Source organism: Qipengyuania sp. MTN3-11, assembly GCF_042851825.1.
GTDB lineage: Bacteria > Pseudomonadota > Alphaproteobacteria > Sphingomonadales > Sphingomonadaceae > Qipengyuania.
Genome location: NZ_BTGM01000001.1, coordinates 848,261 through 874,464, shown reverse-complemented (window position 1 = coordinate 874,464; position 26,204 = coordinate 848,261). Strand labels below are relative to the sequence as shown.

The window sequence follows — 26,204 nt, the reverse complement described above, 5'->3', positions numbered from 1 at the left end:
TTAGAAGCCCACACGACGCGGTACGTCGGGATCGCGTGAAGGCACAAGAGCCAAGGCCGCGAGCAGATCCTCATTTTCGATTCGATCTTTACGAGCGCGAGCGGCGATCCGGCCTGCTTCCCGGACGACGAAACTCACGTCAGACAGCGGCCGGTTTGTTAGTTTTGCTGCGATCGGATCCAGGTCGCTGATGTCGTTCGGAACTCTCCCGAGCAACGATGTAAGGAGCCCCTCGATTTCCGTAGTGCCAGCATTTCCGACATGTACGACGTGATCGAATCGCCCCCGACGTAGGATAGCCGCATCGATTAGTTCCAACTTGTTCGTCATCCCGATCACGAGCACCCGGCTTTTGCTCGCTTCGGGAATGCGTCGGAGAAATTCCGCTACTTCCTCAAGGTGGTGTTGACCTGTCGAACCATCGCGACTTGCTAGAAATGCATCCATCTCGTCAACGACGAGTACGGCCGGAGCGTTTTTAATCGCCTCGTTGAAAATCTCTGCGATCTTCCGCGACGTTTCATGAATGTAGGGGCTGGCGACGCTCGAAGCCTCTACGTGGTAGCTCGCCCACCCGAGATGCTCGATCAGCCTCTCCACCGCAAACGTCTTGCCGCAGCCCGTCGGTCCCTCGAGAATGATACCTCCGGGAAATTCTATTCCCAGAGCGGCATATCGGTTGGCATCTTCAACGATCTCGATGACGTGCTCATTGAAGAAACGTGCAAGATCCTCGCGCCCTGGAAGGACGAACGGTCCAGATGCACCTTGTATTGCGGTTGAAGCTCCGGTCAGTCCTTTTCGCTGCTGCGGCCCCGTTACCTTGACGGGTATGCCGGCTACCTCTGCTATCTCTTCAAGTTCATCTTCCGGGGCCCCGGGAAGAATGCGTTTCATATGAACGATGTCAGAGGCACTGACTGGCGTACCGCCCGTCATGAAGCGACCAAGCGCGATCTCTTTTTCCTCCGGTATTGCGATATCGCTTTCGATGAGAAACAGGGGATCGGAGCAATAGATTGCACGACGTGAGAGGCCTTCTAAATCACGTAGGAGCCCCGCGAATGGAAGTGCCTGTGATAGACCCTCGGGTTGCTCAAGATATTCGACCTGGTCGAGAATTCCGTATGTGACGAGATAGTCGTAGGAATGGCCTACATGTTCGATCCGTAGGTTCAACGCGTTCCGGATCTTTCCCGCATAGACATCTTCCGACGAAACAAGCAGTGCCCGTCGACCGTCCTTGGTAGCATGGATGAAAAGCCGGTCGTCGATGACCCGGACTGATCTACCAAGCGACGTTCCTGCTTCAGGTAGAGAGAGGCCCTGCGGAAAAATGCTTCCAGACATCAGGCCCTCACGATGTTCGCCATGGCGAGAAGCTCCTCTTCTCCAGAACGAACGAATCGGATTTGATCCATTTCGATCACAACTTGTCGCAGACTATCGAGATCATTGACCCCGAGAGCGCGCTGCCCCCTGTTGACGAGCGTTGTATGTTGGGAGCGATCAGGGAACATTTCGGGACTGGCGGCAAGCCATTGGAAACGACCTATGACGAAGGCTTCCGATTTCCACAACGCAAGGAATACCCTCGTATGAAGATCATCGAGGTGAACCTCGAAATCCATGCCGTTGACATCAATGGCATGCTGCGCGGTCTGCGCCAGATTGTCGAATGCCTGTCGCTCCTCGACAGAGGAGAGTTCGCGGCCCATTCTGTTGTAGGTGTCGACTACCGCGTCGAGATCCATCTGCCTGATCGGCTTGAGGTGATCTTTACGAATGGTGGAAAGATCCACGCGCGCCTCGCGGACTGCGTCAAGAGCCGTCTTCGTCTCTTCGGGATCGGCGTTGTCCGGATTTATCGATGCGGCAGACGAAAGCTTGTGGCGGACTTCTTCGAGGCGAGCATCGTCGATGTTTTCGGCGAACTGGTCGATGCGCTGAAGCGCTTCCTGCGCCTCGAGGATCACTCGATCAGCAGCCTCCGTGTAGTCGATCTGTGCTTCCTGACGCGAATAGTAGTTCCGCCCAGAGGAGAATGAGCCTGAGATGTCAGGCACCGATACATCGAGTTGGATCGTTCCCGCATCGGTGATCTCGTATTCGCATATGATCTCTGCACCGGTATTGATGATACCTTCGTCGAAATCCTGACCGCTTACCCGGAAAAGCCCGATATGCTGGTTGTCCTCGACGTTGTCCTTGCCTTCACCCTCCCACATCTTGAAATTGAGTGCATTCAATCCGCCAGCCCGGATGGTTTCTCCGGCACGGAAGGAAAGCTTGCCTTTCTTGGGGAGAGCTTCCCCCTTTCGAATCAGAGGCTCGAGCGTGCGGGTGCGCGTCCTGCCGGTCAGGACCTCGATACCGATCGTATGCGAGGCTGGGATGGCATCAACTGAGGCCGCCGTCCGGCTAACGATAATCCGGTCATTCGGTATCGACTGGGGCGCCCCATCGGCGTCGAACACGAATACACGGAATGCGTTCTCACCCCGCTTCGACAACGGCAGGTCTATGGATGCGCCAACCTGGAGAGGCATCCGCCCCGAGGACCAACCGGTATCGAGGCTGTCGACCTGGAATTCGGACCCATCTTCTCCAACTGTCTTAGCAACGATTTTTGCCGACGAATCTGGCGTCCGGGCTACGTATGCGAATTCGACTTTCGAGCTGGCCAAAGAGTTCCTGGCTGCCTTACGACCGCGGCTCTGAGCGCTCCAGTCAATCGATTCCGCGAAGATTGCCGCTCCTTCCGCCACTGCTGTCATCGGATTGACGTCTGTCGAGGCAGCGATGCCCAGCTCGAAGGCAACCTTGTCCCTCAGCGGCTTATATTGTGTCGGACCGCCAACGAAGACGATCCGATCCACATCTGCAGGACTGATGCCCGCCTGCTCGAGAGCGTCACGCGCGGCAGACACGGCCTTAGCGATAACCGGGGCGACAAGGGTATCGAGGCGGCCCCTATCAATGGGAACATCGAGATAAATCTCCTCCCCCGCTTCGTCGCGGATTCCGATCTCCAGCTCTGACAGCGAGATCACTGCTTCCTCTCCCCTTGAAAGCGCAATCTTCGCCTTCTCGGCGGCCCAGGTCGCGACCCTCGCTAACGTGCTAAAGCGCGGGTCCGCTGCAAACGTTTCCCTCAGATCGAAGTTGTCGATAAGCCAAGGCTTCACAACGTCATCGAGAAGAGCTCGGTCAATATCCCTTCCTCCACACATTTCCACGCCTCCGTGCGAAAGGAGGCTGACGCGCCCGCGCATGCTCTGCGCAATCGCGATGTCGAGTGTGCCACCGCCGAGATCGAAGACGAGGAAGGTGCCATCGCGGTCACGTTGACGCATCACGCTCATGACCGCAGCAACAGGTTCTTGCATCAGGGCAACGCTTCCGATGCCCGCCATCTCAGCGGCTGCCAGGGTCGCGTCTTTCTGCATCTGGTTGAATGCCGCAGGCACAGTAATGACAGTGCCGGTGTCGCCACCGCTGCGTATCTCCTCCGGCAGATATCCGAAGACGGTGCGCAGGATCTCGGCCGAGCATTCCTCGGGTGTCATAACGGTATCCGTTGCCGCTATCTTGATAGGCGTGCTCGTGCCCATCATACGCTTGAACAGCGTCGCGCCATTTCCCGGATTACGAGCCCAGTTGTCGTAGGCCCGTGACCCCACCCATCGGTTCCCGCGCTTGTCATAGAACAGAGCAGACGGTGTGACATCATGCTGTTCAGGGCTCTTGTACAGCGCCACGTTCTCGCCGTCATAGCTGGCGATGGCGCTGTTAGTCGTTCCGAGGTCAATCCCCACGTATTCCACTACTCAGCTCCTCAACATCATCGTGCCAGTGCGGCGTATTCCATGGGGCCCCATCACGATCGGCTCCATCATTACGTCGACGAAAAGGCTGTCGTCAGTGTCGAAGTCGCCTACGTTGAGGGGGGTTGCTGCCATGCCGCCATCGTAGGGCTGACCCTCTAGGGAAACCAGGCTAAGATCGGACTCGGCAAGAATCTCGTCCAACTTGCGATTGAAGTAACGGATCTGGTTGGATTGCCGTTGAGCAGCTTTCAGATCCGTTGATGAAACGGATTTCTGGAAAAGACGTGCAAGCCGCCATCCTTCGATGGCAAGGTCGATGATCTGATCTTCGCTGTCCCGTAGATGCGGCATTATGACGATACCCCCGATTGTTGAGAAGCGTTCTAGGATGGAAAATGCGTCTTCCAAAGGCGGATTCTGATCGCATGCATTTTTCAGAATGCCTAAGGTATCGGCAAAATTCACCCCTTGTCTTGAAGGCGGTCAATAGCGCGAGGGATCGCCATTCGCCAGCAATGCCTCGTCATTTTTAAGATGCACGGGACAGGTCGTCTGCCGGTCAGGCCGGGAAAGTCCGACCAGCAGCTTGTCTTCATGCCTAAGCGGCGAGATCGAATTCCGAAGACATTTGCTCAGCCGTTCTCATGCGCAATTCAACGAGCGGAGCGGCCATCCGGGTATCATCACCAATCCGGCGCAGGAACCAGTCGGCGAGCTGGTATAGGGCCGGTGGCATATCTATACCGATCCGGCCCTGCACCCGCATCCACGCCAACGTCACCATGGCGGTGAGCATGACGTCGCAACTGACATGGCGGCGCATCTCGATCCAGTCTTCCGCGGTTTGTGGCAGGTCGACCTCGGTCTTTCCGGTGAACAGGTCACGCGGCAGCCCCATCCGCAATCCGATTTCGGAAAGATGCGCCCAGTCCCGACCCTGACCCTTGAGTTCGAGCGCAAGGTCCATATGCGGCCGCCCCCCCCCATACCGGACGCGCTGATTGCCGCGCAGCTGGTCCGGCAGGAGTAGGCCGTACTGCATAGCGGCCAACGTCAGCAGGGGAAGTTCGGCTGCTAGCCCGCCATAGGTCACCACCTGATAGTCTGGTCGGAACCGGATGTGATCGAGCAAGCCCTCGACGATCGCTTTCTCATCGCCGTGCTCGCGCTCGGTCCAGGCAGATAGCCCCTCGATCACCATCGTGCGGTCATCACCGATGACGATGTCCAGCGCGGCAGCGGCGAATATCCGCTTGCAGGCCTGGTTGTGGCGCTTGCGGCCTTGGCGCTCGAGCTTGGCAACGCCCTTGGGGTCGATAGCGCGGTAATCCTCGTGAAGATATTCGTCCCATGCGGATTCGGTATCGATGAACGTCAATTTCAGCATTGTGTTTTCCTTCTTCAGGTTGGCCCCGCCAACTCGCTTTTGTTCCAGCCCTTAGAACCCGACGGGCCGCGCCCGTTCGATCGCTCGCCATGCTTCCCACGCCGTGCTGAGCGAGGTTCGCTCGTGCGGTGCAAAACTCGACCAGAGGAAGGCCAGCCACAGGCATTGCGCCTCGTCCGGTGCCCTGCGCGACCGGGAGAGGATGTTCGAACCGGGCCCTGCCCGCTCGATCCGATACGCCGCGGCGATCTCCTCCATCGCGCGGTTTGCGCATTCGAGCGGCAAGAGGTCGAGATCGCCGCGTTCCCGTTGCAGCAATTGCAGGTCGGCCGGTGGTACCGGTCCGCCCGCGGCGAACGCATGGCGCAGATAGTGCTGCGGAGTGCGCGAAGCGCGTGCGATCACGGTCGCATCGGATGGTATGCGTTCGGCAACAACGGCAAGGATGTCCGCGCGGGTCGCGGTCTTGTCGAAAGCGCGATGTTCGATCGCAAACCTCGCCGCTCCTTGCCGGCCGCGGGTGACGGTGAAGATCGCGGTCGAACGGATCGCCGAGCGGGTAGCGAATTCATTTCGGTCGCGGATGATGGCGAGCGAGCACACGATCTGCGGGTGCCGCCGTAAGGTATCGGCCATGAAAATGGTCCTCTTTGTGTAGAACGAGAAAGGGCGGCGCTCCTGCTGGAAGCGCCGCCCTTTTGGGTCAGGTCGATGAAGGCGGTCAGGCTGCTGCGGTGTCGACCGGGACCGCGGTGCCGTCGGACTGGAACGCGAATGGAGTCGCCTTCCACGCCCCCGTCTTGAGAACCGGAGCGAGCGCTTCAGCCGCAGCCGCAATACGAAGCTCGGCTCGTGCGAATGCGCCCGATCGTTTTGACGCTTTGCCGACCGGCATTTCTCTCAGGATACCCCGCCCATCGATGGCGAACTGACGGCTCCGGTCCAGGGTGACGAGGACGAGCGCTTTTTCTGCGCCAATGCAGACCGGTTCGACCCGCACCATGCCGATCGAGTCCAACATGCGGAAAACCAGGAAATACCATGCGGGCCTTGTGTCCGCGTCCGTATTGTAGACCGCGAACACTGCGTCCTGACGATCGGTGGAAGCCTTGCGAGCGATGCCTTCCATGACCGGCAGGCTAGCGGTCACCACGCCGCCGAATGTCACCGCCGACGTGCCCGTCGCGGTCACCGGCAATCCGAGTTCGAGGCGCAGGGCAAGCGCGTTCGCCCGGTGGGCTTCGAGCCCACCAGCTTGGGGTTTGTTCATCGATTTGTTCCTTATGTCAGTGTGACGGCGTCTTCGCCGGAGCCTTTTTCCTCAACCGGATGGCCCACCCTCAGCGCCGCCAGTGCGCTACTTCCAGTTCCCGTTTCACCGGTTCCCAGGTCCAATCGGACCGATAGCGATCGATCCAGTCCACCGGGACCATCGTCGGATCGCGGCCGACCAGTTCCCGGTACCAGGCGATCTCGGCGTCGTGGTCCGGCTCTCGCACGAGCTTGTGATAGACGCCATGAAACGACCGGCGGTAGCCGCGACGATACGCGTCCTTCTGCAGCCGATGCGGCAGATCGCTCGCTTCGAAACGCCAGCGGGGTGCCTTCGCACCTTCAAGGGCGTGGGCCATGACAGTGCGCCCGTCCCCGCATACATGCGCTAGGAGATTGACGAGGCTGGCGACATCGTCGCTCGCGCGGTGCGCGACGGGATTGAACAGGCCCGCCTGCGTCAGGAGATACCCCTGTGCGCGGCCATCGAAGCCGAGGCCGCGCCAGCCGACATCCGCCATGGCGCATATCCAAGGCATCGCGCCGACCTCCGGCACGAGCTCTTCGAGATGACGCCGATCGAAGGCGACGTTGAAGGCCAGGCAGGCATCCGCCTCGGCAAGATGGTCGGCGATCTGCTGCGGGACGAACCGTTTGCCTTCGACCATTTCGGTGGTGATCCCGGTAATCCGGCTGATCTCCGGTTCGATCGGACGGCATGGCTGCCGCATGCCGCTCCGCAAGTTCTCAACCGCAATCAGGCGACCCTGATCGTCGATGACGATCATGGCAACGGCGATCTCGATCAGCTCGTCATATTGCGGATCGAACCCGGTGGTTTCGGTATCGAGCACGGCGATTTTCATGAACGGCGGCCCCGCATCGGCGGGGGCTTGCCATTCGCGAAGCGGCGTTATGCGGCGCAAGATCCGAACGTCCTCGTCGGCCTGCGAAGGCCGGCAGGGGCTTTTCGATATCATGATATTCTCCTTGATGGCTGTGACACGAGGATGTCGCGGCGAAGCCTTTTCCTTCACCACTTCACCCTCGGCTGCACCGTCAGCCTCGAGAATTCAGACGACCTCCTGGGAGGCCGAACCTATTCCACCTGCGGTGGCATGGGTGCGCCAATAGCGGGCAAGCGACCAGAAGGATCGCGTTCAGACGATACCTTGGGAGCGGGCGCGCGCCTGGTGCGCCGCCAAATTAGCACGGTGTCGATCGGCGCCCTCCCGCAGCGCTCGCCAGTCGTCCGCATCGAGGTCGAGGGGCCATTTCCCAACTTGCATTGCAGCCCTGTCCGCCAGGGCGAACTGCGAGCCATCGGCCTTGTCCCGTGCGCTCTTCCAGCGCCGCAGATCGCGTCTGCTGCGGCGCTCGCCCTCTTCGGTCACCCAGCGCAACAGAGTAGGCCACATACCCGTGGTGGCCCAGCGGCGGGCACCCTCTCGCTCTTTTTCAGGAAGCGCGTCGATGATGGCGGCATTGCCTTTGACGAGCATCTTAGCGGTCACGACCTCGCCCAGGATCGGATGGATATGCCGCATGAACGCAGCCTGGCGCTGCTCCATCCGGACGAGCTCGGCTTGTACCGCCGGGTCGCTCAAGCCCCGCAACGTCAGGCGGTTGCCTGGCCAGTAGATCGGCTGCGGCAGGACCAGTCCCTGTTCGGTGATGCCGACATGGATTGCCTTGTCCTTGACCCGGGCAACAAAGGCGCGCGCGGTCTCGATTTCGCTCGCGAGCGTATCGTTCGCATCGCTCGAGGGGGGCAGATCGCGTGCCGCAGAAGCCGCCTTGTTCCTGCCCGCCAATGGCGGGACCGGCGCCCCCTGCCCGCGCTTGGCCGAGATTTCTCGCGCGAGCCGTTCGAGCCGCTCGACAAGATCACGCATCGTGTCGACCAGTTCGGAGTCGGTCCGCGCTTCGCCAGGAGGGTCGACGGATGTGAGGCCGAAGGGCACGCCCGGCTTCCCGGTTTGGATAGGCACGGACACCGGGGACACTAATTTGATCCCAGGCCATTCCCGCGGCGGCGAGACGGCGCGGATGACCGGCATTTTCCTCGCCTGGGGGAGATCGACGGGGCGAAGATCAGGGCTCGGATGGGAGCCAGGCGCCCGGACCGGCTGCAGTCGCACGCCTGGATCAGAGTAAGGTTTGACCGGTCGGATATGTCGCAATCCCGGGAAGGATTGGGCTGTCGCGGAGACCGGAGCGACCGGGCGGAGGGACGGCCAATTCTTGATTTTGGGCGCCGCTACCGGGGCCATCACGGGCGAATGGACCCGCGGCGGCGAGACGGCGCGGATGATCGGCATTTTCCTCGACTGCGGGAGCTCGACGGGGCGAAGATCAGGGCTCGGATGGGAGCCAGGCGCCCGGACCGGCTGCAGTCGCACGCCTGGATCAAAGTAAGGTTTGACCGGTCGGATATGTCGCAATCCTGGTAAGGATTGGGCAGTCGCGGAGACCGGAGCGACAGGGCGAATGGACGGCCAATTCTTGATTGTGGGCGCCGCTACCGGGGCGATCACGGGCGAATGGGCCCGCGCCGCGTCGATCCGACGCAGTATCGGCGCTGTCTGGCTCGTTGGGCTTACCGGGGACACATTCGAGATCCCGAGGGCGTTCACGTCAGGCGCAATCGCAGCCACCGGCCGAAGGACGATGTCTCTATCGGTCGCTCCGATTACGGGACGTAGAGACGCTAGAGGCGACACCATAGGCGCAACTGGCTTCAGATTGGCGGTTGGGTATGAGGAGGGCGACACGGGAGCAAGCGCCGGGGGTGGCAACGACGCCGACACGACCGTAGTAATGCCCGGGGAAGTGTCGGCGCCTGATGACAGGACAGCGTTCAAGCTCGTATTCGGTCCTGGATCGATGTTGCCCTCGACCGGCTTGAACGGGCGCGTACCCGGGCCTTTCTCAAGCCGCAATTCCACCTTCTCAAGCGGTGTCTGGGCCGCGATCTGCGCCACTTCGACCGGCCCGATAGCCGCTGTGGACAATCGTTCTTTGGGTGCTGCGACCCCGCTCAGCGATGGGCCGGGCTTATGGCTCGTCACACCACTGACAAGGACGGAGGATGCGCTATCGGCGCCAACTCCGACACCAGCGACGGGGCGCAAATCGAGAGGCGATCTAACCGCCAGTTCCAGCTTCGCTAGTACCGCAAGCCGGCGCTTCAGGGCTCTCTTCCGGCGTTCTTCCCGCTTCGTTTCGAGAGCTCTTTCGAGCCGAAGATTGGCTTCGATCACCCTTCGGTTCGCCTCGACATCGGCCACGAATTCGCCCTCCCGCGCGGTCCGCGTTTTGCGCTTGTCGAGCTTCTTCTGCGGCTTGTGGACGAGCCCACGCTCGGCATTCGAGAGGTGCGTATAGTGCCGTTGGGTCCCTGCCCTTTCGAGGGTCGCCGTCATGATCTCGGCGATCCTGCGACGTGCATGGCGCCAATATTCGCCGCCATCGAGGTCCGCGCGATAGTCCTGGGCGATCTCCCAGCCATAGGCCTCGGTGCGCGTCATCGGCCGCCAGCTGCCGCAGATATGGCCATGGAAATTGCGCTGATCACCATCCGGATCCGGCCGGTGGAGCGCTGCGGCATAGGGCAGGCCATGACGACCGAACAGTTCGTGCGCGACCGCTTTCAGGATTGCGATGCGCACCTCCTGCGGAACGTCATGCGGCATCTGGATGATGATATTGACGTTGGTCTTTGCATCCACCCGGCTCTCGCGCTGCGTCAGTTCGAGGACGTCCGCGCCCATGAGGATTTCGTCGAGATCACCGCCCATGTTGCTGAAGAATATCGACCTGCCCAGGGGATCGAGTTCGCAATGTTCCGCGTCGGACATATAGACGATCCTGCGCCCCGTGATGCCGAAGGAATGCCGCTTCGCGCCATCGTAATCGATCATCATCACGATCGCGCGTCGGCCCTGCCGGTCGAGGATGGGCGCCTCGTATGATGGCAGCGGAACCATGGCTTTCGACGCAACTCGGCGCTGTTTTCGGCGGAATTTCTTACGGTTCTGCTGCTCGACGCGAACCCGGATCTTCTTGGGCGGGAACCGCCTTTCGACCCTGTCGAGCTTGCGCTGAATCGCCTTGTTGATACGAGCTTGAAGCCGGTCGTCGCGCAGGATCGCGGCCATCCTGCGCCGCTCGTGGCGGCTCGCCGAGACCGCATCGCGACGGTGAATGGCGATGTCCTTCACCTCTGCCCGGGTCAGCGAGACGATGGTCCCGTCAAGCGTATAGGAATAGGTGCGCGCGATGCCATCGCGCTCTTCGGCTGTGGGTGGTGTGGGGGTCCTTTTCGTTTGGCGCATGCTAAACAATTTCTCTCGCTAAGACCCCCACACCTCCTTTCTGCCCTTCTTGATTGCCTTAATCCTGCAACCCAATGCGTGACCATTCTTCAGCAGCATGGGTTGGCATACGGATACACTTGATGAAGTAGTTCTGCGACGACCGGCGATGTCAGTTTCGCGCCCTAATTTCGGTCGCTGAAGCTTCGCCGCCGATCACCCGAAAGCTGACATCAATCCGATGCGGGTGAAATGGCGGAGCTGTCGGACGATCCCGAACGGCAGCTGCTAAACCGTAGCAGGCGTAAAGCCACCCTTCGTTCATCGTTACGCTCGAGCGTGCGCTTCGTTGGACGGTCTGAGAAGCCCGCTATCAACATGTCGCCCACGAAAAGCTGTCTTCCGTCCAGGCTGATCGCGATGCGCCTAAATCGTCAGACTATCGTGCCAGTTGCCTTGAGGAATAAAATTCCTCAATTCGACTCAGATTGTTGCGGAGGTCAATCGTTGTCGCTCCGCCAAAATTGGCTAGTCTTCCCGATGGCGTGGAGAGGCAGCACGGTGGTGTCGTGCCTGATTTCCAGGCGGGCAGGAAGAGGGGAACTGGTGGAAGAGGACGAGAGAGCAGCACCCGCGGATGCGGTGGCGCCCGACGTGATTGCGGCCCTTGCCGCTCCGGAAGCGGATGTGGTGGAAACGCCCGAAGCGTTTTTGACCGACGTCTCCTTTGCGCTCAAGTCCTCCGATGACGTCGATGCCGATCTGGCCGCCATCTTGTCCGATCATCTGTTGACCGTCACGCCGCACGACAATGTCATCGCGAATGCCAAGACGGCAATCCTGGCGCTGGCCGCTGAGCGCGCGGCCCCGGACGAGGAGCAGGCCGATGGCTGATCAGACGCTGTTGCACTCGCTGACGCTCGAAGGCTTTCGCGCCTATCTCCAGCCCAAAACGTTCGACCTCAGCAAAAAGCCCAGCCTCGCGATCTTCGCGCCAAACGGCTTGGGCAAGTCGAGCGTGATCGATGCGCTCGAATTCCTTTTCTCCGAACATGGCACGCTCGATCGGCTCGGACAGCGCACGCTGAACAACCAGGCTGGACCATCCGCGCTGGCTCATAATGGCGCACAGGCGGCGGGCATCGCGCCAGTGGTCAAGTTCACGACCATCACCGGCAAGGTCACCACCGATGGCAGCCGTACGGCGGTCGGAAATCCACGTCCAATCCATGCAGCGGCCACTGCAATGAAGACCGGATTCGTCGTCGCGCCGATCATCCGCGGCTATACACTGCGCACCTTTGTCGAGGAGCATAAAGCGGAGACTCGCTACAGCGATATCGTGAGCTGGTTGCAGCTCTCGCCGCTGGTTGAGGTCCAGAAGAATCTCCGGCTGCTGCGCCGCGAGATTAAGGCCGCTGCCGAGAGCACGACCGAACAGGTTCGTCTCGCCGGGCAGCTGCGCGCCGAGACCGACCAGGCCGTGCAGGCGTGGGACGACGCTGCCGTGCTCGACTTCGTCAACACGAACGTCATTGCGCCGCTCGATCCCGCGCTGACAATGGCTGCGCTCGATGCCGCGGACGCCAGCTATGTCGACATCGGCAAACGTGTCGCAACCGAGGAGGCGAGCGTCGGCCTCGCTGGGCTGCGACAGGTCCGCAACTCGGTTATCGCGCTGTGGCAGAAGACCTTGCCCGACGACGGTGGCGACCCCGAATATTCGGGCGCCATCGCCGCCTTCGACAAAGCGCTGTCGGCGCTGGCCGACGCCACGGATACCGAAGCTGAAGAGCGCGACAAGGCGGCGGGCACGGTCTTCCGGTCAGTGTGGAAGGAGGCCGAGAAGCTGTTCGCCGACGATGCCGCGGCTCCGGACGAGTGTCCGGTCTGCGCGACGGCTATCGGCGATACCGCTGCCGGAAGCGTGCACGCGGTTCGCGATCTTCTGAAGACCCGTCTCGACGATCTACAAAGCTACAACGACGCCAAGACCGCGTTGGACGACGCCGACAAAGCCGCCACCAAGGCGCACAACCAGTTGATCGCGCGGCTTCCCGCGATGATCGATCATCTGTCCGACGATGATCCGGACGGCTTTAGGGCAGCACTTATCGAATATCAGACCGGGGTTGCTGCTTGGCCAGCCGCCGCGGCGCCCGCGTCCGCCGCGATCACCGCCGAGCTGGAGGGACACCTGACCGGTCTCGATCAGGACATCGCCGCTATTGAGGAAAAGCAGGGCGAACATACGTGGGTTAAGGCCAAGGCGAGCATCGACCGACTGCTGAAACTCCAGACGGAGGTAGCGCAGGCGACGCGCACGACCGCGGAGCTCACCGCGCTGCACGAGGCGCTCGGCACGCAGGCCACGCTCGTCTCGGGCAAGATTCGCGAGAAGGTCCAGTCGCTGCTCGACACGCTCCAGACGCCGATGAACGACATCTACAAAGAAATTCAGGGCGACATGGCCAGGCCGATCCGGCTCGAACTGCCCGGCGAGGACGATACTAACCAGCAGCGCATGCAGCTGGTCATTGATTTCGCCGACAATCGCCAGGGCGTCGCGCCCGGCGGGTATCTTAGCGACTCCCAGATCCATTCGGTGGCGTTGGCGCTGCGCCTTGCGGCGATCAAGAAGTTCAACGGCGCCGCCCCGGTGATCGCGCTCGACGACGTCGTCACCTCCTATGACGCCGACCATCGCCGGGCGATCGGCGCGCTGCTCGCCAAGATGTTCACCGACTGCCAGATCATTCTCGTCACCCATGACGAGCGGTTTTTCAATCACCTAAAGGATCAGCTTGCGGCGAAGGACTGGCAGTTCACGCGCATCATCGGGCTGGACCCGGCCTATGGCCCGCGCTTCGCCGACCATAAAGTGACCGATGAGATGATCGCCGATCGCTGGGAAAAGGGCGAATCTGCGGCCAACGAGATGCGTCAGGCCGAGGAGGAATGGCTGCTCGGAATAGCGCGTGGCTTCGGCGTCAACGTCCGCATCCGCCAGCTCGAAAAAGCCTATTCCTACGAACGATCCGAATTGGCCTCGGCGATCGGCCGCTTCCTTCGCGACATCAAATTGACGCCGGCCGATGTACCCGGCGTAAATAATCGCTTCATTGGCAGCTTGGTGAAGGGGGACATCGAAAATTTCGGCAGCCATTTTCAGGACGCCCCCTATGGCGACGGTTCGATCGGAGACGAGAAGACGCGCTGGGATGAATTTAGGGCGTTCCGGAGGCAGTTCGAGTGCGTGTGCGGCCGCACGAAGTATCAGAGGCCATTCGGCCTCAGCAAGCCGGTCTGCGCTTACGACAAATGCGAGACACAATTCGAGTTGAAACCGCTTGTCGCGTAAGGAAAGTCAAGGTTGGAGCGCTAAGCTGTCGATGAGGGCAAATCGGGGAATGCCGACCCATTTCTTCACAAGGGGCAAAGCGAGGGTGTGAGAACCGTGCACGGTCAAATCGAAACTGCGGGACGCCACCCACGTCGCGCGCATGGCCCCTGGAGCGACCTCGCGCTTCACACGATCGGTTGGCGCGCCTTTCAAGACCTTTGCTCGCAAGTCTGCCAAGTGGTACTTGGCCGTCCCGTCGAAATATTCCGAGAGGCCCAGGATGGCGGTCAGGACGCGGTCTTTCTCATCCCCTCGCCAAATGGCGAGCAACCCATCGGCACGATCCAGTGCAAGCACACGTCGGATGTCGGCAAAGCGTTGAAGGTCAGCGACCTCTCCGCCGAAATCGGTAACGTCGAAGAACTCGTCAAAGGCAGCCAGGCAGACACATACGTCTTCATGACCAACATGAGCGTGGATGCGCCGGTTGCGGCCGCCATGCGAGCCAAACTGCGCGAACTCGGCGTTCGCAAGCCGCATATACTGGGGCGCCAATACATCGTTCGGGTCATCAAGAGCAGTGCACGCCTGCGCGCCCTCGTGCCGCAGGTCTACGGCTTGGGGGATTTGACCGCGATCGTCGACGAACGGCTCAGCGAGCAGAGCCGCGCGCTGCTGGATAGCTGGATTCCGAAACTTCGCACCTATGTTCCGACCCGGGCGCATCGCGACGCCGTCAACGCCATCTCGGACCATGGCGTGGTTCTTCTGCTCGGCAATCCTGCGAGCGGCAAATCGGCGATCGGCGCGATCGTTTCGACGATCGCTTCGGAGAATCCCGACAACACCGTGCTCGCTCTGACCAGTCCACGCGATTTCGAGGCTGGCTGGAATCCCAACGATCCCGGCCGCTTCTTCTGGATTGATGATGCCTTTGGCTCAAACGTGCTGCGCGACGACTACGTACAGGATTGGGCCTCGGCGTTTTCAAAGTTGCGCGCTGCCATCAAGCACGGCAACCGCTTCCTGCTGACTTCGCGCAGGCATATTTACGAGGCAGCGCGGCGCAGGCTAGGTCAGCGCAATCTAGCGCAATTCGCCGATGGCAGCGCCGTAGTCGATGTCGGTGAACTGGCCTTAGAAGAGAAGGCGCAGATTCTCTACAACCACATCAATTTCGGCGAGCAAAGCCAGAACTGGCGCTCGAGCGTCAAGCCGCATCTGGCTGCCGTCGCCGCCGTCGACGAGTTCCTGCCTGGAATCGCCGAGCGGCTTGGCGACCCGAACTTTACCAAGGGACTGGCGCCGCGCGAAGGTTCGCTCGTTCGATTCATGGAGGAGCCGACTGAGCACCTTATCGACACGGTCAGCGCACTGGACGAGCAACTGCAGGCCGCGCTCTACCTCGTCTATGTCAATCAAACCGGCTTCGATCCCAGCGACCATGATGCGGCAGCAGCGCAGGCGGTTGCAGACTTGACCGGTTTTACCCTGGCCAAGATCCAAGACTGCTTCGCCGAACTGAAGGGCTCGTTTCTCAAGCTGTCCGGCACCAAATGGACCTTCGCGCATCCGACCATATCGGATGCTCTGACGGAGATTCTGCGGCAAAAACCTCATATGATGGCCGCACTCATCCGCGGCGCACCAATCGATACGATCCTCGGCAGCTTCACCTGCGAAGGATCGCCGCTCATTCGCGATGCCTTGGTGATTCCGTCCGTACTGGACGAAGCTCTGGTAGCGCGCCTCGGCCACACACCGGACGAAAACCATCAAAACTGGATGCTGTTTCACTTCCTGTCTTACAGGGCGAGCGACGCGGTTTTCACAAAGGCGATCGGGCAGTTTCCGGAGCTACTTCAACGGTACTGCTGGAGGACCGAACCCCTCGCCAACGACCCTCGGTTTCAAACCTACGCCCGCGCTCATCAATTCGGTTTGCTCCCGGATGAATTGCGGCGCGAGGCCGCCAGTAGCCTCGAATCCGCTGCGCTCTCAGACCTCGATATGTCCTTCTTTGCTGAAAGGGCGATGCTCGCGCTCATATCGCCGCTTCATCTCGTCGGATTAGGCCTGGCACTGCGAACCAATCTGCTGCCGGCCCTTGAGGAGAAGATCGACGAGATCGCCGCGGATGCCGATCTGGACGAAGAACCCGACAGCCACTTCAAGAAATTGCTCGGCGCGCTCGATCGCATCGAGGAGATTGGCGTCGAGCTGGATGAGGATGCGGTTGGCTTGGTCGACGACGCGCGAGATCAGGTGAAGGTGGCGGTCGACAGACTCGAAGAACGCAGGCGGGAGCGCGACGAGGAGGCTGAAGACGACACCGACTGGACCCATATCGTCACGCAGAAGAAAGAAGAGCCGTCCTCGCTCGACGCTACGGCTACGAAGCGCTCAGTCTTCGACGATGTCGACAAGTGACGATAAGCAAATGGGGCGATCAGATGTCGGGCAAAAGACCTCACTCACCGGTGCTGCCGCAGCGCAGGCAGGCTATGACTACCAAGTCGATGTGTCGATCTTGGCGGCATTACGGCTTCTTCTGATTACCAAGGCGGCCAGTCGGCTCATCCTCGAACCCGCGAATGAGGAAGACCTCGAAGCGGACCTAGCGCCGGACGTGGCGGGGCGTGTGGAGCCGAGCGCGGTGGTGGCTGGCGGCTACAAGCTCGTCATCCAAGTCAAGCGGCGAAGCGGAGAACCTTGGTCGATCGAAGATTTTCGCGCGCTGCTCAAGCATGGTAAGAAGCGGCGGCCCGCGCTTCGCCATCTTGACGATCCGGCGACGCGCTATCTTCTTGTCACCAGCGCCGATGCGAAAGGCGTCGCCCGCAACCTTATGGTCGACGACTTTGAAGAACCCTCCGACAAGAACGCCTTTCCGGCCACCCTCAAGTCGACACTGAAGAAGAGCCCTGAGGGCAGGGTGGCGATCTGGGGCAGTCTGACGGAAAAGCAGCTTGCCGCCGACCTGCGCGCCCTGATGTCCGACTTGCTGCACGTCCCCAAGGCACGACAAAACGACCTGCTGCTCGATCTCCGCGGAGAAGCGAAGCGTCGCATGCGCGGTTCGACCCCCGGCATATGGACTCGCCAGGACTTGCTCGGCACGGTGAGAAAACATGGTGGATTTCTCGCGAGTTCCGCCAGCCTTGAACTCTTCGTGCCGCCCTCCAACTTCGATCAGATGACGAAGCTGCTCGAACAGCGCAACGCGATCGTCATCCGCGGCCCATCGGGTACCGGCAAGACGCAGGCAGCCCTGAAGCTGTGCGAGCTCGCCCGAGACCGTTACGGAACGCTGGAGATCGTAACGGTTGGACCCGACGACAGTCCGGCCAGCACGCGCAAGCTGATCGATACCGGCCCCACCTTATATTATGTTGAGGACCCTTGGGGTCAGTATAGTCTGCGCGGCGGGTCCGAGGCCTGGACCACGCAACTGCCGCGCTTGTTGGACAAGGCAACCCCTAATCACCTCTATGTGGTCACCTCACGCGACGACATGATGCGAAGCGCGGACGTGGGAACAGGACTCAACCATTGGTTGATCGAGCTGGACGGCGATCAGTATAACGACGGGCCGCTCATCGCGATCCACGACAATCGCATGGATCAATTGCCAGCCGACCTTCAGGCGAAGGCTTTCGCCTTTCGCGCGGATGCGCTGCAGGCGTTCGAGACGCCGCTCGAGATCGATCTCTATTTCAAGGAATTGCAGGAAGGCCCCGCGGAAGGCGAAGCGGACCATGTCTTTTTCCGGCGACTTCGGGAGGCCGCACACCGGGAAGCGGTGCAGAATGAAGTCGGGAAATATCTGTCGAAGATCGACAGCGCAGGCCTTTCCGCCATCATCTGGGCACTGCTGGCGGCCCGGTCGCAATTCGACCGCGCGCACCTGACCGCACTTCAGCGCGCGCTCCGCAAGATCGCGCCCGCGCTCGGCGACGAACTCGACAAGGTCGTCGACCGTCTGGTGGCAACCCGACATCTGCGCCAGCCTGCGCGGACCGTGGCATTCGCCCATCCAAGCGTCAAAGAGGGCTTCGAGAAGTTCCTGCAGGCGAATTGGCCGCGCAGCGAGGGCGCGCTCGAACAGCTCATTGCGGCGCTCACGAAGCTCGGCGGCAGCTACAGCGAGTGGGGCTTGGAAACTGCGGCGAGAGCGTTTCAGGTAACCAAGGCGTTCAGCAAGCGGATCGAGGGTCTCGACCCGCCCTTCGACATCGATCGGGACGCTCAGGCAGCGATCGACGCATGGCTGGACGACTGCCTGATAGACGAAAAGTCCCATTTTTCCCCGTTGCTCGAATTATCGACCGCTGTGGGATCGAGCCGATCGGTGCCGAGCGAAGTAGCCCGCTGGCTTCTGTTGGGCGTGCAGCGAGGCGCTTCGGTCTTCCTCAAGACGTGGAAACCACCGACCTATTCTGACGAGTGGTATGACCGCATCGCGGCGGATCCGTTGACCGCCAAGGTCGCGGAGCGTTTCGTGCGCGATGCCCTGCCATGGGAGCGAGGCGGCTTTGGTCGCGGCTTTCCTGAGAAATTGGATCGCATCGCGCCCGGCCTCGCTCATGCCTATTGCGAGGCCGCCCGGAAAATGGTCGGCAATGGTTTCGAATCCAACGCCGACACCGTGGCGGCCGGGGCCGTCCGCGACCTTGCAGCCTTTGCCCCAGTGGTCGAAGCCGCACTCGATGATCTCACAAGCATCCAGCGCTATTTCGCGCAGGAAGGCGCCGAGGAATGGCGCGCGATCCAGGATGGCGAGCGCGATCATGCCGTCGAGGAAGGCCACCAGGCCAATCATGAGGGCGACGGCTATACCTCGAGCGTCTTTGTCGACGCCTATATCGCGCAGTTGCGCCGCGAGGGCCGTTGGCAGAGCGTTGCCGCTCACCCCCGCGTGAACGAGATGCTTTATGCTTGGGCGCGCGATATCGCCACATCTGCCGAGCGACCGGAGATCGTCGAACTTCGCGAGCTGATGCGGCTCAGTCAGGACAAGCCGTCCGAGCATCAGACTTGGTGGGCCGCGCGAGAGAATTGGGACCCCGAACTTGTATCGGATCTACGTGCGCGTCTCATGGCCGATCCCGCGGAAAGCCAGCTGCGGTCGGAACTGGGCACGACCGCCGTCCTGTGTGCGCCCGACATGCTTGTCGAGGTGATAAACGCGCTCGGCCAAAGGCCGACCGCGCAGCTGCGACTCGTAGTCGATGTGTGGGAAGCTCGGGGCCGGTTCGGCGTGAAGGGCCGGTCCGCCAAGCTCAAGCAAATTACTGATAGGATCGCGCCGGACCTTGGCGAGATCGCTGACGCGCTCGGGTTCAGGAAGCGCGCCGCAACGGGTGTGGGCGCCACCGCGCTCGCCCACATCCTCAGCACGATCGGAAGCCTGTCCGCTTCCACGCTGAAATCGCTTGTCCCGATCATCGTCGCGAGCGGTGGCGATGCCGAAGAGGCTATAAAGCGGTGGCTGATCGTCGCCGACGACAAAAATGATGCGCGCGCCGCGGCCGAGGCGGCCGTCGCGCTCGGCAGCCAGCGCCTGATCGAGCTCGCCTTGCATCACAAGCGCGCAGATGCCCGGCGCGTCGCGCTCATAGCGCTCTCAAATGTACACGCCACGCCATTGCCGGACACGCTCCTGAGACTTGCAAACGATCCTGGCAGCCGGGTCCGCCGCGCTTTGGTCGCGATCCTCAAGAACTTTCCGCATCCCGATCACCTCGCCGCATTGCGCTCTCTCATTCACGACACTTGGTCGGACAACGACGCATATTATCACGAGCCCGAATCGCATCCGATTGCCTGCGAAGCGATAGAGGCGCTTGCCCATTATGATGAACTCCCGGCAGATCTGGGACCGGAGCTTCTGAATCTTGCAGACCGCACGCCCGATCGTCAGTTGAGCCAGAACGCCCTCATCCTGGCGGCCCACGCGTTCGGTGCGGATATCCGCACGAAGCTATGGGAGATGGCGTTGATGCCAACATCCCGCTGGATCCGGCTCGATGCACTCGATGCGTTGGCAGACGCTGAGTTTGTCGAGCCAGAAATCGTGGCGCAGGTGACGGCGCCCTTACTGCTCAAACTCCCGCCTTTGCTCGCCGTGCCGACCGCCGTCCTGCTCTGCAATCATGCCACGCCAATGCAAGCGGTGAGCGTCTTCGAGCGCGTCGCCAGCTCGAACAACCGCCGCGCCCTCCTGCTGGTCGGTGCGGCAACGCTTGCGCCGAACCATCCTGTGGAAGCCGATCAAATCCTCTATCTGCTGGAACCCGGTCATCCAGCGCGGGACTTGCTGTCAGCAGGAGCTCCCCTCCCAACGTCCGTGCTGGATGATCTCGGTAAGATTCGACTGCGCAGGGCGGTGCGCGAGCGGCTAGGCGATCGATTGATCGATCCGCCGGTAACTGAAATGGCCACCCCTTAGTGCTGTGCCATCGCCTGTCAGACGCCGTCGTTCGCGCCGCCAGCAAATCAATAACCAACCAGAGGGTGCGAAGCTGTCGCTATTGGTTGATATGAACAAAAGACAGGTTTTGGGCAGCTATGGCGAGCTTGAATTGGCAGCTTTGTTCGCGAGATTAGCCGAGACTTCAGCGCACCCGATGTCAGCTTTCCCAGTTTCTGCGCCTGAAACCGGACAGTCAGAAAGCGGCCCAGAAGACGTCATATTGGGTTGTTGGTTTTGTCCAAGCTTCATCGTCAGATTCGCATCGAAAGGAGATTTCGATGTCGATTAACGAACGCCTCTATGCCTGCGCGAGCCTTGCCGGACCGCTGGTAGACGGCAACCTCGGACACGCTGATGCAAACGCATTTCACGGCCTTCTGACGTTCGAGGCCGCCGAATTCGCGCAGCGCATTTCGCTCGTTCCCGGATGGTCCACGATGTCCGTGCTCGATCTGATCATCGGCCTTGTGAAGGAAGATCACAGCGATCTTGCAGCTCGTTTCGCCGTCTCGCGATGGACTAAGCGCAAGGTCGCCTACGACGACGAATGTGCTTCGTGGAAAGCCGCAGCCATCGAAAAAGGCGACGACTGGCGCGGTCGGCCGATGTCTTCGGCACAGCGCTTCCTGATCGCCGACACGGCCAGACTACTCGAAATCGAGATACCCGAGGCGATGAATAGGGGCGAAGCGGCCGACTGGCTCGATCGCAATGGCGCCCACCTCCTCTACAACAAGAAGGGATAAGACCGATGAAAAATTATGAGATGTACCGTTCCACTGGCGGAAAGGTGTCGGTGGGGACGATGCTCATGGCGCTCAAAATCAGCAGTGAATTCAAGGCGACGTCCATGGAGCGCATCGCAGACCTCGGGAATACCGAACCAATGAGCAACGAATTCTACGCGTCGTGCGATGCGCTGTTCGCGCGCTGGAACCACAACCACGAGATCATCGAACTGATGAACGCTGACCCCGAATTTCAGGAACAGAATAGGAGGTCGTCATACGCTCTGAACCTCCTCCAGATCGCCGATATGGCGGGCAAGTGCGAGGAAGAAGGTCCGCCGCTCGCCGATCAGTGACGGACGCCGCGCGAGAAGCATGGAAATGGCGGATCGAGCAGCGCCATCATTTCGCCGATCGTCTTGGGGCCGGGTCCGATCATCCCGGCCCTGGCATGCTTTCCTTGTTTCCCAGTGAGGGTGACCCCGGCCAATAGACGAATGCGCTCTTGAATCCGGATCCAGATTGGATCGGTGGAAAGTAAGCTCATGCTGTGGGCGAGATAGCAGAAGATGCGCGTCGAGCGCTCGAGTTTACCGAGACGGTGAACTTCATGCGTCAGCGCATAGAGATACCGCCGCCCTTCGAGGAACATGCGAGCATTGGGGTCGCGGCTCCAATTCGACGTGACCAGCAGATTCCACAAGGATTTGTCTTGTTCCAGATCCCGCCAAGTCGTGGCAGCGAAACCAGCACCGTGCCCGAACTCCCCGAATTTGCCGAAGGCGAGGCGGATGACATCATCAGCATGAATAACATGATGGACACGGCGGTTGGCTTCGCCAGGCTCACAGTAATTCGTCGCCTCGAGCAGGACGTTGGCGAAGTTGGCCAGCCTGTCCGGCATGATCTTTCGCCCAGCAAGCTCGGCGACAGCCTTTGCGACATGAACGGCGATGTCTCGCCCGTCCAGTCCATAGAAGCAGGCGAGCTCGTCCCTGCGCAGTCCACCCCTTAGGTCGATGCGATGAACAGCGGTAGCACTTGATGACGGCCAGAGGATGCGCGGTCGCCCTCCCATCGGTAGTCCGAGCCTGGCTTGGTCGATGATGTCCTCCACAACGGTTCCGAAATACTCCGTGTCCGGGCCGGCTAACTTGGAGAAAGCTGCAAGCGTGCGAAGGTCGCTGCTCTGTTTTTCGAAACGGAAAGTGCCTGGACGTCTTCCCTGCCCATCCGTGTGATAGTCGAGATCATCGAACGCGATTTTGCGCAGCGCATAAACCGTGTGGTTGGCCCGGCGCAGCATCTTTCGGTCTTCCCCCGGCGAACGCGCGGTATTCAGGTCGGCAGCTATACGCTTCATGGCCGACAGTCTGAACGGATCGCGGGCGGCCAGTACCTTGAGAATGGCGCAGCCGCGGCGAAGGGTACGAAGAATACGAAAAACCGAAGCGATCGAACAGGCGAGATCCGGAAAGTAGTCGGATCGCCATTGGGCTGTCAGGCTCTTTGTGCCCTTCGCGTAGTCGAGCGAGGGCAATTTCTCGATCGCAAGATCAATCTCTTCGCTAAGAAGCAGCAGGAACATGGCGGGATGCGTGCCCCGAACATTTTCAAGGAATGCAGCAATCGAGTCGATGTCCACACCAGCGACCAGCCTGAACAGCCGCTCGCCGTAAAACGCATCCGCCATCGTCGAATGAAGATAGGCAGCAATCTCTCGCTTGGTTTTCGGCAAATGCGGGAGTCGGCGATCCTGGCCATACTGGCTTTCGACCTTCGTCAGCTTTCCCTGGTAGAAATGATAGAGGGGCGAGAAATACAGGAGCGGAAGCTTCACGCCGATCGGTGCCGCCTCTTTTCCTGGCTCCAAAGGCGCTCCGATGGTCCGGGCGATATATCGCCCTCGCGCGATGTAGTGGGGTTCAAGGTCGATCGACGAGAGCGCGATCTTGCCGTCCTGCCAATCCATCAGCTGCTGGGCGTAATCTTGGATGTCCGCACGAGCACAGTCGCGATCGCGTATGCGCAGCCGCCGATCTATGTTGATCGCATCATGAGCAAGGTCGTCATACATCATCGGAACGTCCAGGTCGTTGGGTTCTCGACCTATTTTATGATGAATGGTAATTTACGCCAACTTGTGCGTAGTCACTCAGCCGATATTGGGTTGTTGGTTTCGATCTCAGGCTCAGTCGCATACCGGCACCATGAGCCGGAGCGATCCATCTCCCGATGACTTTCAGGCCGCGCATGATTCATCGCGGGACGGCTTTGTCGTGCACGATGAATTGCCCGCCGACCTGCCTATACTCGACGAGGAACTGCTGTGGCTCAGCGAGCTATTCGCCTCGATCCTTTCGCGCTGCCCCAAGGACGCTAACGTACAATGACCGAGCTTATGCCTGCCGCCGGATATATCCGCGTTTCCACGCGCAAGCAGGCGGAAGCCGGAACGTCGATGGACGAACAGAAGACCGGCATCTCGCGGGAGGCCGAGCGGCATGGCTACACCATCGTCCAGTGGTATATCGATGGCGGCATCAGCGGTCGTTCCGCTAACCGTCCGGAGTTTCAGCGTCTTATTGCCGATAGCTGCTCGAGAACGCGGCCTTACAACGCAGTGTTCATCTACAACTTCTCGCGCTTCTTCCGGGACGACTACGAGACCGAAGGGTATCGCCGTAAGCTCGAGAAGAACGGTGTAGACCTGCTTAGCGCCACCCAGCATATCTCCCCTGGGCCCCATGCGCGATTGCAGCGCGCAATTATCACTGCAATGGATGCCGCAGCCAGCGATATCAACGCCGAGCAGGTGACGGCGGTGATGCGTCGCAATGCCGAAGACGGTTTCTGGAACGGCTCGCAGCCTCCGCTCGGTTATGAAACGTACACGGCCGAAATCCGGGGCAAAAAGCACAAGAAAAAGCTGAGGGTCGTCTCGTCCGAAGCCGCAACCGTGGAGTATGTCTATGGCGCCTACATCGGCGCTGGTGGGAAGGCTTCCATGGGCATCGGCAAGCTTTCCCAGCACCTCAACGAAAAGGGTTTGAGCTACCGTGGTCGCAAGTTCACGCCTGCGCTGGTCCATTCGATCCTGACGCGCGAGACCTATGTCGGTCGCCACTATTACAACACGAAGGACAGCCGCACCAATACGAAGCGTCCGCGCGAGGAGTGGATCGAGGTCGAAGTTCCCGCGATCATCGCAGAGAAGATGTTCGAAAAGGTCCAGGCGATCCTCAAGTCACGTGACCCCAAGATGACGCCTGCGCGCTCGCATTCCAGTCCTGTTCTGCTGTCCGGGCTTGGTCGCTGCGGAAATCCGGGATGCGGCGGCACAATGATGCTCATGACCGGCAAGGGCGGGCAATATCGCTATTATGCCTGCTCCAATGTGCGCAGGAAGAAGGACCGGTCCTGCGGCGGAAACAATGTGCCGATGGACCAAGTCGATGCCGCGGTTCTCGATGTGCTCGAGAAGCGATTGCTCGATCCTTCCCGCCTCGAGAACTTACTCGCTCAACTTCTCGAACGATCGGCCGGAGCCGACGCCAAGCGCAAGCGCGACATCATCACGCTGCGCAACGAGCGCACGGCTGCCGAAATCGCCATCCAGCGCCTTTTCGAAACGATCGAGGCTGGACTGGTCGATCCCAAGGACAAGGATCTCAAGAAGCGTCTCGCGGGCCACCAGTCGAGACGCGCCGCCCTCGATGAGGAGATCAATCTGCTCGAACGCCAGTGTGGTGACAAGCGGGGACGCATCGACAGCGAAACCATTGCTGCTTTCGCTGCGGGATTTCGGAAGAAGCTCACTGATCCCAGCGATCCCGGACTCCGTAAAAAATACGTGCAGGCGTTCGTCAGCGAGGTTGTGATGACCAGGGAGCGTCTCACCGTTCGTGGCCAGGTGGCCAGCTTGGTCCAAGCGGTAAGCACGCCCAACGCCGTCGATGCGCCGGTGCGTACTTCCATGGTAAATTGGCGCGCCCGGCAGGACTCGAACCTGCTGCCTCAAGATTAGAAGTCTCGCGCTCTATCCAGATGAGCTACGGGCGCGCACCGCACCGGCAATAGCGTGGCTTTCCACCCGCGCCAATCGGCGATAACCGGAGCAGCTATGGATAACCCGCCCGCCAGCGAACAGCCGAACTTTCGCTATTTCGACCTGGTGATGGCGGCTTTCGTCACCATCCTGCTGCTGTCGAACCTGATCGGCGCGGCCAAGCCTTCATACATCGTCCTGCCGGACGGCACCCAGTGGAGCTTCGGCGCGGGCGTGCTGTTCTTCCCCGTGAGCTACATCATCGGCGACGTCCTGACCGAGGTCTATGGCTATGCGCGGGCGCGCCGGGTGATCTGGACCGGTTTCGCCGCGCTTCTGTTCATGGCCTTCATGGCGTGGGTGGTGGTGTCTCTGCCCGCTGCCGAAGGATGGAACGGACAGGCGGCCTACGAGCAGGTCTTCGGCAACACCTGGCGGATCGTCGCGGCATCGATGATCGCGTTCTGGGCCGGGGAATTCGCCAACGCTTTCGTCCTCGCCAAGATGAAGCTGTGGACCCGGGGCAGGCACCTGTGGATGCGCACGATCGGCTCGACCGTGGTCGGCCAGGGACTCGACAGCCTGATCTTCTATCCGCTCGCCTTCTACGGTCTCGCCGGTTGGCCGCCCGAACTGTTGTGGCAGGTGGTGCTGTCGCAATGGCTGATCAAGACGGCATGGGAAGCGGCGCTGACTCCGGTGACCTATGCCGTGGTCGGCTGGCTCAAACGGCGCGAAGGCGTCGAGATCTTCGACACCGGCACCGATTTCTCCCCTTTTGCCACCCGGCACTAGCGCGCCACCA

Annotated in this window: 17 protein-coding genes, 1 tRNA gene and 1 pseudogene; 8 read left to right on the top strand and 11 right to left on the bottom strand. The window is 60.6% G+C overall.

The annotated features are described in order from the left end of the window. From ACGHN1_RS04145 to ACGHN1_RS04110, 8 genes are all read right to left on the bottom strand, one after another. Nucleotides 1-1,350: an ATP-binding protein gene (locus ACGHN1_RS04145; protein WP_390548583.1), complete on the bottom strand. Its 1,350-nt coding sequence runs from the start codon at nt 1,348-1,350 to the stop codon at nt 1-3. Then, nucleotides 1,350-3,827 carry an Hsp70 family protein gene (locus ACGHN1_RS04140; RefSeq protein WP_390548581.1) on the bottom strand — a complete coding sequence of 826 codons (2,478 nt, stop codon included), beginning with the start codon at nt 3,825-3,827 and terminating at the stop codon, nt 1,350-1,352. Before ACGHN1_RS04140 ends, ACGHN1_RS04145 begins: the two co-directional genes overlap by 1 nt. A 3-nt stretch (nt 3,828-3,830) precedes the next feature. Then, the gene (locus ACGHN1_RS04135; RefSeq protein WP_390548579.1) at nt 3,831-4,295 is read right to left on the bottom strand and encodes a hypothetical protein; all 465 of its coding nucleotides are present in this window, start codon (nt 4,293-4,295) and stop codon (nt 3,831-3,833) included. A 133-nt stretch (nt 4,296-4,428) separates the two neighbouring features. Continuing rightward, nucleotides 4,429-5,217, bottom strand: coding sequence for a hypothetical protein (locus ACGHN1_RS04130; protein ID WP_390548577.1), 789 nt, complete (start codon nt 5,215-5,217; stop codon nt 4,429-4,431). Between the two features lie 51 nt (nt 5,218-5,268). After that, a complete protein-coding gene (locus ACGHN1_RS04125) occupies nt 5,269-5,853 on the bottom strand; it encodes a hypothetical protein (protein ID WP_390548575.1) in 585 nt (194 codons plus the stop codon). A gap of 85 nt (nt 5,854-5,938) precedes the next feature. Continuing rightward, nucleotides 5,939-6,487, bottom strand: coding sequence for a hypothetical protein (locus ACGHN1_RS04120; protein WP_390548573.1), 549 nt, complete (start codon nt 6,485-6,487; stop codon nt 5,939-5,941). A gap of 70 nt (nt 6,488-6,557) precedes the next feature. Continuing rightward, entirely contained in the window at nt 6,558-7,469 is a 912-nt protein-coding gene (locus tag ACGHN1_RS04115; protein WP_390548571.1) for an exonuclease domain-containing protein, read from the bottom strand. Between the two features lie 180 nt (nt 7,470-7,649). Continuing rightward, nucleotides 7,650-10,826, bottom strand: coding sequence for a MobA/MobL family protein (locus tag ACGHN1_RS04110; protein ID WP_390548569.1), 3,177 nt, complete (start codon nt 10,824-10,826; stop codon nt 7,650-7,652). A 585-nt stretch (nt 10,827-11,411) separates the two neighbouring features. On the opposite strand from ACGHN1_RS04110, the gene ACGHN1_RS04105 reads away from it, so the two are divergent. The 6 genes from ACGHN1_RS04105 to ACGHN1_RS04080 all read left to right on the top strand — a co-directional run bounded on the left by ACGHN1_RS04105 (nt 11,412) and on the right by ACGHN1_RS04080 (nt 21,707). Continuing rightward, a complete protein-coding gene (locus ACGHN1_RS04105) occupies nt 11,412-11,699 on the top strand; it encodes a hypothetical protein (RefSeq protein WP_390548567.1) in 288 nt (95 codons plus the stop codon). Then, nucleotides 11,692-14,166, top strand: coding sequence for an AAA family ATPase (locus tag ACGHN1_RS04100; RefSeq protein ID WP_390548565.1), 2,475 nt, complete (start codon nt 11,692-11,694; stop codon nt 14,164-14,166). The genes ACGHN1_RS04105 and ACGHN1_RS04100 overlap by 8 nt, the downstream gene beginning before the upstream one ends. Before the next feature lie 96 nt (nt 14,167-14,262). Beyond that, nucleotides 14,263-16,578, top strand: a complete 2,316-nt coding sequence (locus ACGHN1_RS04095) for a hypothetical protein (protein ID WP_390548563.1) — start codon at nt 14,263-14,265, stop codon at nt 16,576-16,578. Continuing rightward, nucleotides 16,565-20,599, top strand: a complete 4,035-nt coding sequence (locus tag ACGHN1_RS04090; RefSeq protein ID WP_390548561.1) for a hypothetical protein — start codon at nt 16,565-16,567, stop codon at nt 20,597-20,599. Before ACGHN1_RS04095 ends, ACGHN1_RS04090 begins: the two co-directional genes overlap by 14 nt. Nucleotides 20,600-20,901: 302 nt before the next feature. Next, the gene (locus ACGHN1_RS04085) at nt 20,902-21,369 is read left to right on the top strand and encodes a hypothetical protein (protein WP_390548559.1); all 468 of its coding nucleotides are present in this window, start codon (nt 20,902-20,904) and stop codon (nt 21,367-21,369) included. 5 nt (nt 21,370-21,374) lie between these two features. Beyond that, complete coding sequence (locus ACGHN1_RS04080) at nt 21,375-21,707, top strand: hypothetical protein (RefSeq protein ID WP_390548557.1); 333 nt, start codon at nt 21,375-21,377, stop codon at nt 21,705-21,707. On the opposite strand, the gene ACGHN1_RS04075 is transcribed toward ACGHN1_RS04080, so the two are convergent. Then, nucleotides 21,701-23,431, bottom strand: a complete 1,731-nt coding sequence (locus ACGHN1_RS04075) for a hypothetical protein (protein ID WP_390548555.1) — start codon at nt 23,429-23,431, stop codon at nt 21,701-21,703. The genes ACGHN1_RS04080 and ACGHN1_RS04075 overlap by 7 nt on opposite strands. A 309-nt stretch (nt 23,432-23,740) precedes the next feature. Here ACGHN1_RS04075 and ACGHN1_RS04070 point away from each other — a divergent pair. Beyond that, nucleotides 23,741-24,769: pseudogene (locus ACGHN1_RS04070) on the top strand (recombinase family protein); the annotation flags it as partial. Between the two features lie 96 nt (nt 24,770-24,865). On the opposite strand, the gene ACGHN1_RS04065 reads toward ACGHN1_RS04070, so the two are convergent. After that, nucleotides 24,866-25,282: a hypothetical protein gene (locus ACGHN1_RS04065; protein ID WP_390548554.1), complete on the bottom strand. Its 417-nt coding sequence runs from the start codon at nt 25,280-25,282 to the stop codon at nt 24,866-24,868. A gap of 54 nt (nt 25,283-25,336) precedes the next feature. After that, nucleotides 25,337-25,413: transfer RNA gene (locus ACGHN1_RS04060), tRNA-Arg, on the bottom strand. A gap of 61 nt (nt 25,414-25,474) precedes the next feature. On the opposite strand from ACGHN1_RS04060, the gene ACGHN1_RS04055 reads away from it, so the two are divergent. Next, nucleotides 25,475-26,194: a queuosine precursor transporter gene (locus ACGHN1_RS04055; RefSeq protein WP_390548552.1), complete on the top strand. Its 720-nt coding sequence runs from the start codon at nt 25,475-25,477 to the stop codon at nt 26,192-26,194. Nucleotides 26,195-26,204 lie beyond the last annotated feature (10 nt).